The organism is Priestia sp. JSM ZJ58, from assembly GCF_044383985.1.
GTDB lineage: Bacteria > Bacillota > Bacilli > Bacillales > Bacillaceae_H > Priestia > Priestia zanthoxyli.
In genome coordinates this window covers 301,010-320,491 of the sequence record NZ_JBISEM010000002.1, presented here as the reverse complement: position 1 = coordinate 320,491, position 19,482 = coordinate 301,010, and the positions used below count along the sequence as shown (strand labels likewise).

14 protein-coding genes and 1 pseudogene are annotated in these 19,482 nt (G+C 39.5%); 11 read left to right on the top strand and 4 right to left on the bottom strand.

Annotated features, from left to right (window positions below):
- Positions 1-26 precede the first annotated feature (26 nt).
- Complete coding sequence (locus ACH6EI_RS22970) at positions 27-1,478, bottom strand: alpha-amylase (RefSeq protein ID WP_397378141.1); 1,452 nt, start codon at positions 1,476-1,478, stop codon at positions 27-29.
- Between the two features lie 238 nt (positions 1,479-1,716).
- On the opposite strand from ACH6EI_RS22970, the pseudogene ACH6EI_RS22965 reads away from it, so the two are divergent.
- Positions 1,717-1,917, top strand: a pseudogene (locus ACH6EI_RS22965) (ATP-binding protein); the annotation flags it as partial.
- A gap of 325 nt (positions 1,918-2,242) precedes the next feature.
- On the opposite strand, the gene katA reads toward ACH6EI_RS22965, so the two are convergent.
- Together katA and cstA are read right to left on the bottom strand one after the other, a co-directional pair.
- A complete protein-coding gene (gene katA, locus ACH6EI_RS22960) occupies positions 2,243-3,703 on the bottom strand; it encodes a catalase KatA (protein WP_099331355.1) in 1,461 nt (486 codons plus the stop codon).
- 276 nt (positions 3,704-3,979) lie between these two features.
- Positions 3,980-5,788, bottom strand: coding sequence for a carbon starvation protein CstA (gene cstA, locus ACH6EI_RS22955; protein WP_014457699.1), 1,809 nt, complete (start codon positions 5,786-5,788; stop codon positions 3,980-3,982).
- 253 nt (positions 5,789-6,041) lie between these two features.
- Here cstA and proB point away from each other — a divergent pair, with 253 nt between their 5' ends.
- Entirely contained in the window at positions 6,042-6,866 is an 825-nt protein-coding gene (gene proB / locus ACH6EI_RS22950) for a glutamate 5-kinase (RefSeq protein WP_013085533.1), read from the top strand.
- Positions 6,863-8,107 (top strand): glutamate-5-semialdehyde dehydrogenase, encoded by a 1,245-nt coding sequence (locus ACH6EI_RS22945; protein WP_099331354.1) that lies wholly within the window; start codon positions 6,863-6,865, stop codon positions 8,105-8,107. The genes proB and ACH6EI_RS22945 overlap by 4 nt, the downstream gene beginning before the upstream one ends.
- Positions 8,108-8,380: 273 nt before the next feature.
- Here ACH6EI_RS22945 and ACH6EI_RS22940 read toward each other — a convergent pair whose 3' ends face one another.
- Positions 8,381-9,766 carry a sugar porter family MFS transporter gene (locus ACH6EI_RS22940; RefSeq protein ID WP_048021674.1) on the bottom strand — a complete coding sequence of 462 codons (1,386 nt, stop codon included), beginning with the start codon at positions 9,764-9,766 and terminating at the stop codon, positions 8,381-8,383.
- 191 nt (positions 9,767-9,957) lie between these two features.
- Here ACH6EI_RS22940 and ACH6EI_RS22935 point away from each other — a divergent pair, with 191 nt between their 5' ends.
- From ACH6EI_RS22935 to cydC, 8 genes are all read left to right on the top strand, one after another.
- Positions 9,958-10,734, top strand: a complete 777-nt coding sequence (locus tag ACH6EI_RS22935; RefSeq protein WP_099000259.1) for an alpha/beta hydrolase — start codon at positions 9,958-9,960, stop codon at positions 10,732-10,734.
- Positions 10,735-10,829: 95 nt separating this feature from the next.
- Complete coding sequence (locus ACH6EI_RS22930; RefSeq protein ID WP_099331352.1) at positions 10,830-11,840, top strand: LacI family DNA-binding transcriptional regulator; 1,011 nt, start codon at positions 10,830-10,832, stop codon at positions 11,838-11,840.
- 144 nt (positions 11,841-11,984) lie between these two features.
- Entirely contained in the window at positions 11,985-12,746 is a 762-nt protein-coding gene (locus tag ACH6EI_RS22925) for a threonine/serine exporter family protein (RefSeq protein ID WP_013085528.1), read from the top strand.
- Positions 12,747-12,760: 14 nt separating this feature from the next.
- On the top strand, positions 12,761-13,216 hold the full coding sequence (locus tag ACH6EI_RS22920; RefSeq protein ID WP_013059882.1) for a threonine/serine exporter family protein: 456 nt from the start codon (positions 12,761-12,763) through the stop codon (positions 13,214-13,216).
- Between the two features lie 300 nt (positions 13,217-13,516).
- Complete coding sequence (locus tag ACH6EI_RS22915) at positions 13,517-14,923, top strand: cytochrome ubiquinol oxidase subunit I (protein WP_028411940.1); 1,407 nt, start codon at positions 13,517-13,519, stop codon at positions 14,921-14,923.
- Positions 14,910-15,926 carry a cytochrome d ubiquinol oxidase subunit II gene (gene cydB, locus ACH6EI_RS22910; protein WP_028411941.1) on the top strand — a complete coding sequence of 339 codons (1,017 nt, stop codon included), beginning with the start codon at positions 14,910-14,912 and terminating at the stop codon, positions 15,924-15,926. Before ACH6EI_RS22915 ends, cydB begins: the two co-directional genes overlap by 14 nt.
- The gene (gene cydD, locus ACH6EI_RS22905) at positions 15,926-17,638 is read left to right on the top strand and encodes a thiol reductant ABC exporter subunit CydD (RefSeq protein WP_099331351.1); all 1,713 of its coding nucleotides are present in this window, start codon (positions 15,926-15,928) and stop codon (positions 17,636-17,638) included. Before cydB ends, cydD begins: the two co-directional genes overlap by 1 nt.
- Positions 17,638-19,383, top strand: coding sequence for a thiol reductant ABC exporter subunit CydC (gene cydC / locus ACH6EI_RS22900; protein WP_234943086.1), 1,746 nt, complete (start codon positions 17,638-17,640; stop codon positions 19,381-19,383). The genes cydD and cydC overlap by 1 nt, the downstream gene beginning before the upstream one ends.
- Positions 19,384-19,482: the final 99 nt, after the last annotated feature.

Genomic DNA, 19,482 nt, shown 5'->3' with positions numbered 1-19,482 from the left:
AACAGTGGCGCAGGCCACTGTTTTTTTTATGCTTCAGCCCAAACAGATACAGAGCCGCCATTTACAGGGAAGTGTCCGTAGCCGTCTTCTTCAATCACAACTTGGTCTTCTCGGTTCTTTGTGAAGTCGATCCACGTTTGTCCGCTTCGGTGTTCGCCGACGAACATTCTCTTTTCGCCGTCTTCGCCGTTTGACATCACCACAGCGCATCCAGACTTCTCAAATTCCTCTACACCATGCCTTACCCATCCAATGGTATTCGGGTGATCAAAATAATCGTCTTGCTGTCCGTATGCTTTGTCATAGCGTACGTGCAAGAGAGCAGAAATATCTTTTTCTTTTCCCTCAATTGGATGCTCTCCGCCTATCCCAAAATAGTCTCCGTAAAATACACAAGGATAGCCGTCTTCACGAAGTAAAATTAGAGCGTAAGCACTTTGTTTGAACCAATCTTCTACCCAAGATTCTAAAGATTCATTTGGCTGAGAGTCATGGTTATCTACAAATGTGACAACATTCAACGGATGAGTTTTAACCAATGTATCATCAAAAATTGTGGTTAAATCAAAATCTCTTCCTTGCTGAGAGGCTTCATGCAGTTTGTAATGCAGCGATACGTCAAACAAATCAATTTGATAATCAATAACGTCTAAAAATTCCTGACAGGCTGTTAATTCTGGATTCCAAAACTCTCCCACAAAATAAAATGGCTTTTCTTGAGAAGAGGACAATTCGTGAGCAAACTCTTTAATAAAATCATGGTTAATATGTTTAATGGCGTCTAATCGGTAACCGTCGCACTGCAGGGTGTCTGCTAACCATTTTCCCCATTTGATCATTTCTTCTCGAACTTCAGGGTGGTCGTAATCAATATTCGCAAACATTAAATAATCGTAGTTGCCAAACTCTTGATCAACATTTTCGTTCCAGCTTTTGTTTTCCCCGGCAATACGAAACACACCTTCTTTTCCGTTTTTATCATCGTAATCAGTGCCATTAAAATGATTAAAGTTCCATTTGAAAGAAGAATATTGATCGCCGCGCCTTTCAAATGTAAACTTTGTCCACCCTTCAATTTCAAAGGGTTCAGAAATCTCTTCTGTTCGGTTCATGGGGTCTACTTCAATGACGTGGAAGGTTTCTTTTTCATCCGCTGCAGCTTTATGATTCATCACAATATCAACATAGACATTAATTCCGTGATTATGACAGGCATCAATTGCTTCATGCAGCTCTTGCTTGGTTCCATACTTTGTACGAACGGTTCCTTTTTGATCAAACTCGCCAAGATCATATAAGTCGTAAACGCCGTAGCCATTATCCTCTGATGAAACACCTTTTGTAACCGGGGGAATCCACACGGAATCAATTCCTTGTTCTTTTAGTTGAGGAGCGAGCTCTTTGAGGCGTTTCCAATGCTCGCCATCAGCTGGCACATGCCATTCGAAAAATTGCATAATTGTATGATTCCGTTCCAAGTTAAATCATCCTCCTTTTAAATAAAAAGATATAATCGCTCACGGATAGTTCTTTAGAATCAAATGAGGAATTGATTATATTTTTTCTTTTAACGTTCCTGTTATCCCTATTCCTTAAACCTTTTTCAATATATGATGCTTAAGAAAATCTTAAGATTCCCCCTTCTTTTTTCTTAAGAAATGCAGTTTACAATAAAACCCATAGACGAAATGACCCATGATATACTTTTGAAAGGAGACTGAGAAAGCAATGGACGAATATGTAGTTTTAGTTGTAAAAAACGAGCTGTTTGAACGATTTAAAAGAGGGGACGCCTCAAGACAAACCGATGGCTCTGGACTTGGTTTAGCTATTGCTAAGTCAATTATTGATTTGCACGGAGGAGAATTGAATATTGAAATTGACGGAGATTTATTTAAAGTAACGATTACTCTTTAATGTGAGTGAATATAAACAGCATATCTAGTAAAAAAGAGAAGCAACCTCATTATGCTGGTTGCTTCTCTTTTTTTAGCGTTCGTAATTTTATTCCGCAACCGCAAAGTGTACTGTGCTTTAGTACTTTTATTTCTCTATGACACTGATTACATCTTATTTCTTGTCCAACCATTTCTTCATCCCTTCCTCTTTTTACAAGAATTTAAATAAGTATCCATAAAATATGGATACTTATTTAGTGATAAAATGTTAAACTAATTGAGAAAAAACGAAAATCTAAAATGAGAAAAATACCTTTATTTTCTCATTGGGAAAACTGATATCTTTATTTTACTTGCTGCGGAACAGACAATCCTAAACCGTCTGCAACGCGTGTTCCATACTCTGGATCCGCTTTGTAGAAGTGCTGAATTTGACGCAGTTTAATCTCTTCTTTTTCTACAGGCTTCATAGCTTCAACGATGTTTGCAACTAGTCGTGTACGCTCGTCTTTGCTTAGGAGGCGGTATAAGTCACCTGCTTGCGTGTAATGGTCGTTATGATCATATGCAACACTATCGGCAACGCCTGAAACAGGGTATGCCGCTTGTTTATTTTCATGAGATTCTGTCGGACCGCCAAAGCTGTTTGGCTCATAGTAAACAGAACGGCCGCCGTTATCGTCAAAGCGCATTTGACCATCACGCTGATAGTTATTTACTTCATTGCGCGGACGGTTAATAGGTAGCGCTTGATGGTTAGCACCCACGCGGTAGCGATGTGCATCGCTGTATGCGAATAGTCGACCTTGCAGCATTTTATCAGGTGATACGTCAATTCCCGGTACAAGCGTTCCAGGTGAGAATGTAGCTTGCTCCACTTCGGCAAAATAATTTTCTGGATTTCGGTCCAAGACCATGCGACCTACTTCAATTAACGGATAGTCTTTTTGTGACCAAACCTTTGTTACGTCAAACGGATCAAAGCGGTACGTATCAGCGTCTTCTAATGGCATAATTTGAACGTACAGCTTCCATGAAGGGAAATCGCCTTTTTCAATGGCATTAAATAGATCTTCAGTATGATAATCTGGATTTTCACCAGCTAGCTTTGCGGCTACGTCTGGAGACAGATTTTTCACGCTTTGCTCTGTTTTAAAGTGATATTTTACCCAAACGCCATCTCCTTCGGCATTAACCCATTTAAATGTATGGCTGCCAAATCCATGCATATGGCGTAACGTTGCCGGGATACCGCGATCAGACATTAAAATAGAAACTTGATGCAAAGATTCAGGAGATAAAGACCAGAAATCCCACACGGCCGTCGGGTTTTTCAAATGCGTGCGTGGATCGCGTTTTTGTGTATGAATAAAATCGGGAAATTTAATCGCATCTCGGATGAAAAATACAGGTGTATTATTTCCGACTAAGTCGTAGTTGCCTTCTTCTGTATAAAATTTAACAGCAAATCCGCGAGGGTCGCGAACGGTATCTGCTGAGCCGTTTTCACCAGCTACTGTTGAAAAGCGAACAAATAGAGGTGTTCGTTTTCCTACTTCAGAAAGGAAAGCTGCTTTTGTATAGGCTAAAACATTGTTTGTCACTTCAAAATAACCGTGGGCACCGGCGCCTTTTGCGTGTACGACGCGTTCAGGAACACGCTCTCGGTTAAAATGGGCTAATTTCTCTAAAAGGTGAACATCTTGAATTAAAGTAGGTCCGCGTGAACCAGCGGTCATCGAATTTTGATTATCTCCAACCGGAGATCCCCAACTAGTCGTTAAGTTATTCTTGTTTGTTGTCATCTTAGAACCACCTCTTATTTGAATTTTATTATGTTAGAAATAATAATAACATTTTTAAATAAAAAATCAATACTAAATTATAATTATTATAATTTAAAGTGTTAATTTTGAGATGTAATCAGTGGGGGTTATAAGCATGTGAAGTGTACGAACTATTTTAAAAATTTTCTGTATAGTATATTTAGTTTAATAATAAAAATGCCTGGTGTGCAATTATTTTGACCGGCTATTACCATATCAAAAACACGCTTGCTTATATAAGCAAGCGTGTTCGTTTTATATATTTTGTGATAAGTTTGCTTTCGCCGCTAGTTCAGCCTGAGGCGTGCGCCAAAGCTGCGTCCATTTTTGAATCGCGGCAATCATAATAATGAGACCGAGTATAAGCATGATGATTGAAAGAGTCGCATTTAATATGCTGTAACCTGCCGCAGCTTCATTTAAATACACATTCTTAACCATCCAATAACCCGCGTAGTTAACCGTTACGTAAAGGTAGGCTAGTGGAATAAGACAAGTAAGCATATAGGAGCGCTTATCTGCAATTCTAAGAATAACGGTTGCACCAATAATTAAACCAATGGATGCCATTAACTGATTCGATACGCCGAACAGCGCCCAAACTGAGCCAATATCTCCTGAGAACAATAAGTATCCCCACATAAAACAGGCTAGGGCACTTGCAAAAATGGACCCAGGAAGCCAGTCTACTCGCTTCAATGGCTTATAAAATTCACCGAAAAAGTCTTGAATTAAATAGCGGGAAACGCGTGTACCCGCGTCGATAGCAGTCAAAATAAACACTGCTTCAAACATAATAACGAATTGAAAAAAGTAAGAAGACAGGTGGCTGAACCAAGGAATTTCCGTGAAAATATACGTCATTCCTACAGCCAGTGTAACAGCGCCGCCTGTACGGCCTTCTAAGTTTAGGCCAATTTCTTGGCTAAGCTGAGGAAGAGCCGTTACGTTCATGCCAAGCGTTTTGAATACTTCAGGTGTAGAGTTGATTGCAAAATAGTCTCCAGGATGTAAAGCAGTTGCGGCAATTAATGCCATAATTCCTACTAAGCATTCGACTAACATCGCGCCGAAGCCTACAACTTTAATGTCACTCCAACGATCGAGCATCTTAGGGGTTGTTCCTGAACCAACAAATGCATGGAAGCCAGAAATAGCACCGCAGGCGATCGTAATGGAAATAAACGGCCACACAGGTCCTGCTAAAATAGGGCCGCCTCCGTGAATAAATTCAGTAACTGCAGGAAATGGAATTGCTGGATTTACGAAAAACACGCCTACAATCAGCGCGATAAAGACACCAATTTTCATAAAGCTGCTTAAGTAATCTCGAGGTGCTAAAAGCAGCCAAACGGGCAAGGCCGCTGCAAAAAATGCATAAACGGGAAGAATAATTGAAAGTGTTTTAATATCTAGCGTTAAAAAATCTCCTAAAGCTGTTCCTTGAATATAAGGACCGCTAAATACGGCGATTAAAATTAAAATGAAGCCGACGGTAGAAGCCGCTTTTAAATTACCTGTTTTTTTGTGGTAAATACCTACCCCCATTGCGATCGGAATGGTAATTCCAACAGCGAATGTACCCCAAGGATTTTTCTCAAGGGCGTGTAACACGACCATAGATAAACCGGCCATTGTAATGGTAATGATAAAAAGCATAGCTAAACCTGTACAAAAACCAGCGACGGGTCCTAGCTCTTTTTTAGCCACTTCTGAAAGCGACTGGCCTTTTTGGCGCATAGATGCAAATAACACAACTGCATCGTGAACGGCTCCTCCGATTACAGCTCCGATTAAAAGCCAGAGCAGTCCGGGCAAATAGCCAAACTGAGCTGCTAAAATAGGTCCAACAAGCGGACCCGCAGCTGCAATAGCTGCAAAGTGATGACCAAATGTTACCCATCGATTGGTTGGCACGTAATCTTTTCCATCTTCAAGCTCATGTGCCGGCGTTTTTTGCGCATCGTTTAGTTTCAAGACCTTAACAGCCATGAATGTTCCATAAAGCCGATACGCAATCATTAAAATACAGATAGATCCAATAACAATCGTAACCGCATTCATTACAAATCCCCCTATCCCTTAGTTGTCTGATGTTTGTACTACTACACAACGTTATGTAATTGTGTGTTCCCCTTACAACTTTCATTATAAAAGAAGAAAGCGCTTTTATCACCAGTTTTTCCCTTAATTATTTTAAAAATTAGAAAGTTCAAATTCCCTTTGAAAAACTATAAGACTTTTCACATAATCTCTGCTATAATTTTTAAAAAAATTAGTACGCATTTAGGTGTTTTTAGTTAGGGAGATGAAATGAGTGAACCATCGTCAAGAGTTACAAAATAGCAAGCGTATCGTAGTCAAAGTAGGGACATCTACGTTGACCTATGATAACGGAGATATTAACTTAGCACGCATTGAAAAACTAGCGCGTGTGTTATCTGATTTAATGAATGCAGGAAAAGAAGTTGTGCTTGTTACATCAGGTGCCGTTCAAGTGGGAGTAAAAAAACTAAAGTTAAAAGAAAAGCCAACTTCTATTCGAGAAAAACAAGCAGCAGCCTCTGTCGGGCAGTGTGAGCTTATGCATATCTATAGTAAATTCTTTGGTGAGTATAGTCACATTGTTGGTCAAGTACTGTTAACAAAAGATGTAATCGAAGATGAACATGTGCGCAATAACGTTGTGAACACGTTTGAAAAATTAATTGAAGACAAAGTGATTCCTATTGTGAATGAAAACGATACAGTTGCCATCGATGAGATTGAAAACATCGTGCGTTTTGGAGATAACGATAATTTATCCGCCATTGTTTCAGTTTTGATTCACGCAGATTTACTTGTTATTTTATCTGATATTGACGGTTTCTTTGATTCAGATCCCACAAAAAACCCTAACTCTAAATTAATGAAAGTAATAGATGGCATCACGCCGGAGCTTGAGAATTTTGCTGGAGATAGTGGAACTGACGTTGGAACAGGCGGAATGGTCACAAAGCTGACTGCTGCTAAAACAGCTACAAGTGCAGGCGTGAGCTTAATCCTAGCAAATGGGAAAGAACCAAGTATTTTGCGAGATATTATTGAAGGCCAAGAAATTGGAACGTTATTCTTAAAACAAGCTGAAGGAGTAATGAAATGAGTGAATTGCAGCTTAAAGGAAAGCAGGCAAAAGAAGCCTCTTATTTCTTAGGAAATGTAACGAGCGAACAAAAACAGCAGGCACTTTATAAAATGGCGGCTGCTTTATTGGATCAACAAGAAACGATTTTAAAAGCAAATAAATTAGACGTAGAAAAAGCCGTTCAAAAAGGCACGTCAAAAGCGATGTTGGATCGCCTATCTTTAAATGAAGAGCGGATTCATGGAATGGCAGACGGCCTGCGCCAAGTAGCTGCGCTTGCAGATCCGGTAGGAGAAGTGCTGTCTATGGCCAAACGACCAAATGGCTTACAAATTGGGCAGCAGCGTGTACCTATTGGTGTCATAGGAATTATTTATGAAGCGCGTCCAAACGTTACATGTGATGCAGCAGGCTTATGCTTAAAAGCAGGAAATGCGGTTATTTTGCGCGGAGGCAGTGAGGCATTTCATTCGAATCAAGCGATTGTTTCTGTATTATCCCAAGCTGCGGCAAGTGCAGGATTTCCTGAGCATAGCGTACAGCTTATTGAAGATACGTCGAGAGAAACAGCACTGGAGTTAATGAAGCTAAATGAATATATCGATGTATTAATTCCTCGAGGCGGTGCTGGTTTAATTGAAGCGGTGGTAAAAAATGCAACGGTTCCTGTTATTGAGACAGGAACCGGGAACTGCCACATTTATGTTGATGAAGAATATGACCGTGACATGGCAGCCAGTATTGTCATTAATGCAAAAACATCTCGTCCAGCGGTGTGCAACTCAGCCGAAAAGCTGATTATTCATGAACGGGCGGCTCATGAATTTTTGCCGATTATTGTTCAAGCGCTACGAGAGAAAGATGTAGAAGTACGCGGTGATGAACGTGCGCTCACAATCGTTCCAGATCTTGTTCCAGCAGGGGATGAGGATTGGAAGAAAGAATATTTGGATTTCATCATGGCAGTTAAAATCGTAGATGACATCGATGAAGCGATTTCCCATATTAATGTTCATAGTTCACATCATTCTGAAGCGATTGTAACAACAAATTATGCTCATGCTCAGCGTTTTTTACAGCGCGTTAATTCAGCTGCTGTTTATGTGAATGCTTCGACGAGGTTTACGGACGGAGAAGAGTTTGGTTTCGGGGCAGAAATCGGAATTAGTACACAAAAGCTTCATGCGCGTGGACCAATGGGATTAAAGGAATTAACAACATTAAAATATATTATTTACGGAGATGGACAAATTCGATAAAAAGAAGAGGCTGGGACGAAAGTATTTTAGACAAAGTAAAAACGAACCATTGATCAAAATTTTTGATTAGTGGTTCGGTTTTTTTGTTAGGGTGAACATAGTTTTCATCTGTTTAAATTCTTCTAGTAGTTGATTGGAGGGCGAGATGAAGACTCCCGCGGAAAGCGAAGTCTTGCACGGAAATCAACTACGGTGTCATAAGCCGTTTAGCTCATGTATCCCATTTGTTTTTCTTTAGATTGGATTCATTTAGTTATACCCCAACCTCTTCCCTTACTTCCATATATGTTCAATTTCTTCAAGTGACTTTCCTTTTGTTTCTGGCACCCACTTCCATATAAACAAAAATGAAGCGATACACATAATCATAAAAGATAAAAAGGTAAAAGATCCTCCAGCTTTGTTCCAAAGAATAGGAAAAAACTGAGACACAAACCAATTAGCTATCCACAAGAAAAAGGTAGAAATAGACATTGCATAGCCTCTCGCATGATTAGGAAAAATTTCAGAAATCACAACCCATACAACAGGTCCCATAGAAATATTAAAAAGAAATAAATAAAAAACAATAAGTAAACTAGTAGTCAAGCCTTCAGTACCCTGTGAATGAAATCCAAAAGAAACGAGAAGCTGCGTAACGGCCATACCGGCTGTGCCAATAAGTAATAAAGCTTTGCGGCCAATCCGGTCGATAAGCCACATGGAACAAAGAACGCCTAAAAAGGCAGCTACACCAATCATAGACGTAACAAGGAGCGATAAATCTCCTCTAGCTCCAGCTGCTTCAAAAACTTGCGGGGCGTAATAAATAATGGCATTGATTCCGACAAGCTGTTGAAAGGCTGCAAGTAGAATACCAATAAGCAACGCTTTTCGAAGGCCTGCCTCTTTAAAAAGCGAAAGAGAAGCCGGTTGATTTTCTTTTAACGATTGCTCAATATGATACAGCTCTTGGCGTGCAATGTGTGTACCATTGATTTTAATTAAAATGTCCATAGCTTCTACAGTGCGGTTTGCTTTTACTAGCCACCTCGGACTTTCAGGAACAGGAGAAAGGATAAGAAGAAATAAAAGAGCTGGAATCCCAGAAGCACCGATAATGTAGCGCCATCCTGTGGAATTCTGCCATGCGTCTTCCCCAATAGATAAAATGTAGTCATTTACAAAATAGACAGAAACAATCCCAACGGCAACAGCAAATTGATAAAGAGAGCCTAAGCGGCCGCGCATGTGCGGAGGGGCTATTTCAGAAATATAGGTAATAGAAAGAACGGAGGCCATACCAATGCCTAGCCCTCCAATAATTCGAGAAATAATCACAAAAGAGATGGTTGAAGATAGCGCTTGCATAATTGCGGATACGATAAATAAAGAAGCTGCTAAAAGCAAGATACCTTTTCTACCGAATCGATCACTCAGTTTTCCTGAAGAAAGTACCCCAACGGCACCCCCGAGCAGCAAACTGGATACAACAAAACCTACCATCGTTGGACTGAGATTAAAATGCACTTCCATCAACCCAATAGCCCCTGAAATGACGGCTGTGTCATAGCCGTAAAGTAACCCTCCAAAAGCAGCTGCACATGAAATGAAAATAACAAAAAATAGATTTCCTTTTTGCTCCTTATACTCGTCAGAAGTTACTTTTACTATCCCCATATAAATTCCTCCTTTGAATCGCGTTCACTATTTTAATTTAAAAAAACGTTATACGTAAAACGTTTTCATAAAAGATGTTTTTATGTTAAACTAAAAATTGTAAATAATCAAACTATTTTTTAACTTTTATATGAATTATGTACGTTTTGTTATCAATCAATAGGGAAGAAAAAGTAAGGGGGAAGAGAAATATGGCGTTTATTCAATGTGATTTTTTTTCAGAAGTATTGCAAATAAGTACTTCAATGAACGTTTTGATACCGCAGCAAACAAAATCTCAGATTGGTTTACAAACCAATACAAGAAGTGAGAAACACCCTACGCTCTATTTATTACACGGTCTTTCTGATGATCATACGATATGGATGAGAAGAACTTCGATTGAACGCTACGCATCAGAATTAGGACTTGCAGTTGTAATGCCAAATGTAGATCGTAGCTTTTATAGAGATATGGCTTATGGAAAGAAGTATTGGACGTTTGTAACAGAAGAACTTCCTCAATTGGCTAGGTCATTCTTTCCGTTATCGGAAAAAAGAGAAGATAATTTTGTGGCTGGTCTTTCTATGGGAGGGTACGGCGCTTTAAAATGGGCGTTTCGCAAACCACATCAATTTTCTGCAGCTGCCAGTTTATCAGGAGTGATGGACATTGAAGGGCTTGGAGAGCGAGGGGAAGTTCAGTTCCTAGATTATCCTTTGATTTTTGGCATCCCGCCTGTTATTAGACCTGAGGATGATCTTTTCTGGCTGCTTGAAAATCGCCGGCGCTATGGAGAAGTGACTCCGCGTATTTATCAATGCTGTGGAACGGAAGATTTTTTATATCAGGAAAATAAACGTTTTTCCGAGCGATGTAAGCAAGAGCCTATTTGTTTTACATATGAAGAAGGAAAAGGAAGTCACGACTGGGCATATTGGGATCAAAAAATTCAAGATGTGTTAAAGTGGCTGTTTAGTGAAAAGTAGGGAAGGTAGTTTTGGGTGGTTCCGACTTCTAGTAGTATAATAAAGAAAAATGTTTACTTGGTCGATAGACTAAAAGGAAATAGGAGTCGGTACGAATGGGGAGAAAAAAAGTCACGATTACAGAAGTAGCAAAAGAAGCGGGTGTTTCATTAGCTACGGTATCAAGAATCTTCAATAATAAAGACGGTAAAATTAAAATCAGTGAAAAAACAAAACAAAAAGTACTAAAAGCAGCAGCTCATTTAGGGTATCAGACAAATCCATTTGCGGCAGCTCTGCGGGCCCAAAAAACAGGGATTATCGGGATATTAATTAGAGATTTAAAAGACCCATTTTTAATCGAGCTGTTAAAAAAGGTACAGCAGCAAGTTCAAAGTCGAGGGATGGACGTTCTTATTGGACATACGGATTACCAAGAAACAACGGCTGAGCGTCAATTAAATGTGATGATGAATCATTGGTTTGATGGAGTCATTTTATTAGATTATGTAGCCGCTCCGCATCCGTTTGTAGACGTATTAAAACAATATCAAACGCCTTACGTTTCTCTTACAGGAGACGGCTCTTCTGCACTTTGGCCAATTGTACATGTAGATGATGCGGTGGGAATACAATTAGCTGTTGCTCACTTAACGGACCTTGGCCATAAGAATATCGGGTTCGTTGGAAAAGCTGTAAGCGGAGTCGAGCACCGTCTGTCTCTGTTTTATCAGTATGTACCGTCAGCAAACGCAAAGTTTGTGAAAGAAGATATGAATAACTCAGATGAACTATATCAGTTTATAAATGAGCTAGCTCATCATCCAGAGCCCCCAACTGCGCTTATTTGTGCTACGGATTACATTGCTCTGAAAGTGATACACTGTGCGTGGCAAAACGGACTTCACGTTCCAGCGGATTTGTCTGTTATAGGGTTTGATGATATTACAGAAGCTAGTGAAGCGCAACCTCCGCTAACAACCATCCGTCAACCGATGGAAAAAATGGCTGAAAAAGCAGTAAACCTCTTACTTCAGCAAATTCAGGGTCAGCAAGAAATAGATCAGGTACAGTATAAAATGGCACCTGTATTAGTAGAGCGTGAGACCACAAAACGTATGAATTGATAAGGAATGTATATACTATTCCTGAAAGTGTGAGACAAAAAGTCCACACTTTTTTGCATTAACCATTGCGTCCACTTCCCTCTTTCTTATACACTGTATGCTGTAGGGGAAAAAACCAAGCTTTAATATGTTTGGAGCGATTTGATGACACAACAAAAATTAGATAAATATGAAATTATGGACGTTAGCTTACTAGCAGGTAAAATTATGTTAGAAAGCGGAGCAGAAACGTATCGAGTAGAAGACACAATGATGCGGATTGCAGCGTCTTACGGTATAAAAAAATCCCACAGCTATGTGACGCCAACAGGGATTATGTTTTCACTTGAAACGAAAGAACCGACGAAAACGAAGTTAATTCGTATTTCCGAACGAACGACCGATTTAAAAAAAGTAACTATGGTAAATAGCGTCTCAAGAACCATCAGTCAAGGAAACATCTCCTTGGAGGAAGCGTATGAAATGCTACAAGAAATTGAAGCAACGAACGTAGCTTTTCCACTATGGGTTCAACTTGCAGCTGCATCCATTTCTAGCGGATGCTTTTTAATCATGTTTCAAGGTTTATGGACGGACTTTATTCCAGCGATGTTTTCAGGAGGTCTCGGATTTTTAACCGTGGTGTATTTCCACCGTCTTATTCCGATTCGCTTTTTTGCTGAGTTTACCGCTTCGTTAGTTATTGGACTTTTATCAGCTCTTTTAGTCGCTTCAGGACTAGGAACGCAAATTGATAAAATTATTATTGGATCCGTTATGCCTCTCGTTCCTGGGTTATCGATTACCAATGCAGTGCGAGATTTAATGGCGGGACATTTACTGTCTGGATTATCAAAAGGAGCAGAAGCGTTTCTGACGGCATTTGCTATTGGTGCAGGTATTGCCATTGTATTTACGCTTCTATAGAAGGGAGGCATCATATGCATATCGTAGAGCAGATAATTACAAGTTTTATTGCTTCAGCAGCGTTTGGGATCATTTTTAATGTTCCACGTGAATCATTATTAAAAAGTGGCTTTGTCGGAATGATTGGCTGGCTCATTTACTATTTGCTAACGTTCTATGGTGTAGATGAAATTCCAAGCACTGTAGCATCGGCCTTTTTTATTGCTATTATTAGTCAAATTTACGCAAAAATTTATCGTACGCCGATCATTATTTTCACCGTAGCAGGTATTATTCCGCTCGTTCCAGGGGGAACAGCATACGATGCCATGCGTAACTTTGTAGAAAATAATTATAATGAAGCGATTAGTCTTGCAGCAAAAGCCTTTATGATTTCAGGTTCAATTGCCATTGGTATTGTATTTTCTGAAGTCATTAACCAAATCATTCGTCAATCTAAATTAAATGCGAAAGCAAAATATCGACCGTAGAGAAGCAAGCTCAAATCAGAGCGTGCTTTTTTTATGAAAAAATAAAGAGATCCTTCCCTTTTTTGTCACAAGAAAGTCACGTTTTAGTCTAAAAACGTTCAAAAAATGTACGTGCACAGCTAAAAAAATAGACTATACTATGTAAATAGAAAGAGAGACATTACACATGTTTGTGAAATGTTGAGCATATTTCTCGAATTGTTATGCTCAATGTTTCACAATATAAGTAAAAGATGCTCAGAAATGAGCAAAGTATCTATGGAAATGATGAATGTTCTTATATATGAAAGGAGAAAGAAGATGGATACAGTCATACTATCACGTATTCAATTTGCATCAACGACGCTGTTTCATTTTATCTTTGTACCGCTGTCTATCGGCCTTGTCTTTTTAGTAGCGATCATGGAAACGATGTACGTAGTAAAAAAAGATGAACAGTATAAAAAGATGGCAAAGTTTTGGGGGCACTTATTCCTGATTAACTTTGCTGTCGGAGTCGTAACAGGTATTTTACAAGAATTTCAGTTTGGCATGAACTGGTCAGAGTACTCAAGATTTGTAGGAGATGTATTCGGTGCGCCGCTCGCTATTGAAGCACTGCTCGCGTTTTTTATGGAGTCCACTTTCCTTGGACTGTGGATTTTCGGGTGGGATCGTTTGCCTAAATGGTTGCACTGTCTATGTATTTGGCTTGTTAGTCTAGGTACTATCTTTTCAGCGTTCTTTATTTTAACGGCTAATTCTTTTATGCAGCATCCGGTCGGAATGGAGCTAAATAATGGCCGTTTAGAAATGAATGACTTCTTTAAATTGTTAACGAACGGTCAGCTGTGGGTCGAATTCCCTCATACAATTTTAGGTTCGTTTGCAACAGGCGCCTTTTTTATCACGGGTGTCAGCGCTGTTATGCTCTTGAAGAAAAAACATGTGGCTTTTGCTAAAAAATCATTTCAAGTTGCTATCCTTGTAGGGCTAGTTTCAGGTGTAGGAATTGCACTATCTGGGCATGAACAGGCCGGATATTTAGTTAAAACACAGCCGATGAAAATGGCCGCAAGTGAAGGATTATGGGAAAACAGCGGAAGTCCAGGTGCTTGGACAGTAACAGCAAATATTCACCCTGATGAAAAGAAAAATACGAGTGAAATCAAAATACCTTACTTATTAAGCTTCTTATCATACGGTAAGTTTTCAGGCTCCGTTCCTGGAATGAACGAGCTGCAGCAGCAGTATACGGCGAAATATGGAGAAGGAAATTATATTCCACCCGTTCGAACAACGTTTTGGAGTTTCCGCATTATGGCTGGTCTAGGTGGCGTATTATGTGCATTAGGCATTTGGGGTACGTATTTGCTTTCTCGTAAAAAACTTCAAGAAAGCAAACTATTTTTACGTATTATGACGATTGCTATCGCCTTTCCATTCCTTGGAAGCTCAGCGGGTTGGATTATGACAGAGATTGGCCGTCAGCCTTGGGTTGTATTTGGCTATATGAAAACCGAAGATGCCGTGTCTCCTGGTGTAACAGCAGGTGAATTGCTATTTTCTATTATCTCGTTTTCGTTCTTTTATTTAATTTTAGCTGTGATTATGGTGTTCTTGTTCGTTAAAGAAATTAAAAAAGGTCCAGATCACGATCACGAAGCACATACAAAAGTAACATCAACTGATCCGTTTACAAAGGAGGGATACAATGTTTTCTCTTAATGAATTCTGGTATTTGCTAGTATCCATTCTGTTTGTTGGTTTTATCTTTTTAGAAGGCTTTGATTTTGGGATTGGAATGGTGTCTCGCTTTTTAGGAAGAAATGACTTAGAGCGACGAGCTTTTATTAATACAATCGGTCCTTTTTGGGATGCAAATGAAGTTTGGTTAATTTCAGCAATCGGTGCTATGTTTGCCGCTTTTCCAAACTGGTATGCAACGCTATTAAGCGGGTCATATGTTCTTTTTGTTCTTCTGTTGCTTTCGCTTATCGGACGCGGTGTAGCATTTGAATTTCGAGGAAAAGTTGAAAAACAAGCGTGGAAAAATGCGTGGGATTGGGTTATCTTCTTTGGAAGTCTTTTTCCACCGCTCATTTTCGGCATCTTATTTTCAGCACTAATGAAAGGATTGCCTGTTGAGCGCAACATGCAAATGAATGCCGGCTTTTCGGATATTGTGAATCTATATACCATAACGGGCGGCGTGACGCTAACGATGCTTTGCTTATGGCACGGACTTATTTTTGCGACGATCCGTACGATGGATGACATTAGAGATCGTTCACGAAAAGTTGCCATGAAGCTTTTGCCTGTTAATGCCTTGCTGCTTCTTATTTTTTCAGGCATGACGTTTTTTGAAACAAATTTATTCAGCAATCATAGCCGCTTGATGCTATACACATTTTTTATCGGTATTTTCGTGTATTTACTAGCAGGATTTTTCCTTACACGGAAAAAAGACGGATGGGCCTTTGCTATGTCTGGCTTAATTTTAATTTTATCAATTTCTTCTATATTTGCAGGATTGTTTCCAACCGTTTTGGTTAGTTCAGTCAATGAAAGCTATAGTTTAACGATTCATAATGCAGCATCAGGGAATTATTCCTTGAAAATTATGTCTTACGCTGCTATTGCGTTACTGCCTTTTGTGTTAGGTTATCAAATTTGGAGCTACTACGTTTTTAGAAAACGTGTAGATCATAAGGAGCATATGGAGTACTAATGGGTAGAAATTTAATGGTTTACAACGGAATAAAAATGGTTCTTGCCGTGTTAATAGGGCTTATTACTATTCAAAGTGTAGCCATTATTTTTCAAGCTAAGTGGCTTGGCGAAGTAATTACTGCTCTTTTTCATGGTGAAAGTTTAACTTCGCAGACAAAAGCAATCGGATTGTTTTTGTCTGCCTTTATGATTCGTCAGATCGTAAGTTTTATAGTGAAAAAAACAGCATATCAATTTGGAGTCAAAACGACTCAGGAACTTCGTTTGACGGTCATGAAAAGCATTTTTGCACTCGGACCGCGCTTTACCAAAAATGAAGGGACAGGAAACTTGGTGACGCTCATCACCACAGGCCTACAGAAGCTTCGCGCTTATCTTGAGCTGTTTTTGCCTAAACTGGCCGCCATCAGCGTTACACCTTGGCTAGTGCTCGCTTTCGTTTGGTATCAAGATCGGCTTTCAGGCATTATTTTGCTTGTAACTATGCCAATTTTAATTTTATTTATGATTTTACTTGGACTGGCTGCCCAGAAAAAAATAGATAGCCAATGGGAGACGTATCATGTGCTGTCCAATCACTTTGTAGATTCGCTTCGAGGATTAGAAACGTTAACATTTCTCGGGAAAAGTAAGGAGCATGCTGAAACGATTGGAAGAGTCAGTGACCGCTATCGAAAAGCGACAATGGGAACGCTCCGAATTGCTTTTTTATCTACGTTTGCTTTAGATTTCTTTACGATGTTATCTGTAGCCATCGTGGCTGTTATGCTCGGTTTGCGGCTAGTGAACGGTTCGATGACGTTAGAGCCTGCACTTATGATTTTATTGCTGGCGCCTGAATACTTCCTGCCGATACGGGAAGTCGGAAACGATTATCATGCAACATTAGACGGAAAAGAATCCGGAGATGCATTAATTAAGATTGTAAAGCAGGCTGAAAAACCGTCGGCTAAAGAAGAAGATGTTCCTGATTGGACGGAAAACAGTGAAATTCAATTGCGTCATATCACCGTAAAATATGACGAAGAGCAGCCGCCTTCTCTTGAAGATGTGTCACTTCATGTTAAAGGAAGTAAAAAAATTGGGATTATAGGAAAAAGCGGAGCTGGAAAATCGACGCTTATTGATATACTGAGCGGCTTTGTACAATTTACAGAAGGGTCTGCTGAAGTAAACGGCGTGCCGGTTGATTTACGCTCAGATGCTTGGCAAAAGCAGATTACGTATATCCCTCAGCACCCATTTATTTTTAATGGAACAGTGAAAGAAAATATTGAATTTTATCAGGATAGAGGCGGTTCTTATGATTATGAAGATGCTTTAACGAAAGCAGGACTTTTATCTACGATTCAACAGATGCCTAAGAAGGAAAATGAAGTGATAGGAGATGGAGGACGGCAGCTTAGCGGCGGCCAAGCTCAAAGGATTGCCCTAGCTAGGGCGTTTCTGAGCGATCGCCCTATTATTATGCTTGATGAACCAACGGCGCAAGTAGATATTGAAACGGAATATGAATTAAAGCAAGATATCTTAACGATGTTTCAAGACAAGTTATTTATTTTAGCTACGCACCGTCTGCATTGGATGAAAGATATGGACCTCATTGTTGTAATAGAGAACGGAAAGGTTGCAGAAGTCGGCAATCATCAAGAACTGATTCGAAAAAAAGGAGCTTACTATCAATTTTTACATGAAGAGGAGGAGATATGATGAAATATAAAAGTTGGATATGGCCCTACTTTAAAACGTATAAATATCGTATCTTTTCTATCTTATTACTAAGCTTGTTAACGATTGGTTCTGCTTGTGCGCTAATGTTCACATCAGGTTACTTGATTTCAGCTTCTTCCTTACGGCCAGAAACAATCTTACTGGTGTACGTTCCCATTGTGCTTGTGCGTACATTTGGTTTAAGTCGAGCAGCCTTTCGTTATGCGGAGCGTCTTGTTAGTCACGATTTTATTCTTCGCATTTTAGCTAAAATGCGTACACGTCTTTATCATTTGATTGAACCGTTAGTTGCTACATCCCGCTATCGAACGGGAGATGTTTTAGCGGTTCTCGCTGAAGATATTGAAAGTTTACAAGACTTGTTCTTGCGTACCATTCTTCCAACAATCTCAGCTGTTATTTTATACGTTATTTCGATTGTAGCTTTAGGATTCTTTAGCCTAAAGTTTGCATGTTTGATTGCCATCTATTTATTTTTGTTAGTAGTAGTGATGCCGCTTTTTTCCCTTTGGCATATGAAAGCGGCCAATCAGCGATATAAATCAAGCAAAGCACAGTTATATGCTAAGGTCACAGACGGGTTTTTAGGAGTTGCTGATTGGGTGTTAAGCGGTCAGCAGCAGTCATTTTTTCATTCGTATAACAAAACAGAAGATGAGCTAGACCGCATGGATCGTAAGCTTAAACTATGGACGTATTACCGAGAATTGATTGGCCAATTTATTGTAGCAGGTTTAATTGTCACAATGATTTGGTTTGGGGCTTCTCTTTTTGCAGACAAAGAGCTTGCAGGTGTTTTTATTGCTGCTTTTATTTTAGTAGTATTTCCTTTATCTGAAGCACTGCTGCCGGTATCTAATGCAGTAGAAAAAATTCCTCAATTTGAAGAGTCATTAAATAGAGTGCAGGAAATGGAAAATAACTGGGAATCTGTGAATGAAAAGAAAAAACATACTCTTTCCCTACCTTACAAAGGTTCATGGGACTCGGTTAGCTTAAAAGTCGAGCATGTAAGCTTTCGCTATAGCAATGAGGAAGAGTCAGTCATTCATGATCTTTCATTTCAAGTCGAGCAAGGGAAAAAAATTGCGATTCTTGGCAAGAGCGGAGCTGGAAAGTCGACTCTGTTAAAGCTGCTGCAAGGCTCCTTATTGCCTACAGAAGGTACAGTTCAACTAAACGGTCAGTCTGTTGCTGAAGTTCGTGAAGATGTACCAAAACTCATCTCTGTATTAAATCAAAATCCTTATTTATTTAATACAAGCGTAGCAAACAATTTATTACTAGCTAATGAAGAGGCTACAAAAGAAGAGGTAATTGAGGCAATGAAGCAAGTCAATATGCACTCCCTTGTGAAAGGTTTGCATCAAGGATATCAAACGTCCATGCTCGAAACAGGTCAGCGCTTTTCAGGAGGAGAACGTCAGCGGATTGCGTTAGCACGTGTTCTACTTCAGCGTACGCCAATTGTTATGCTGGATGAGCCAACTGCAGGGTTGGATACCGTGACTGAAAAGAGTTTGTTATCCACTATCTTTGAAACTCTTCACGACAAAACTTTAATTTGGGTTACACATAATTTAGTTGGGATGGAAAAGATGGATGAAATCTTATTCCTACAAGATGGAAAGATAGCCATTCGCGGAACGCATGAGGAATTACTTGCTACGAACAGTCACTATCAAAAGCTATATGAATTGGATCATCCGGTAAAAAGCCTTTAGCAGCAGCTAAAGGCTTTTTACTATTTTATACTAAAGTGAAATTCGACAAACATGAGTAAGATATGTGTCGAACGAAGGAAAATAGCTTGGATTCAAAGA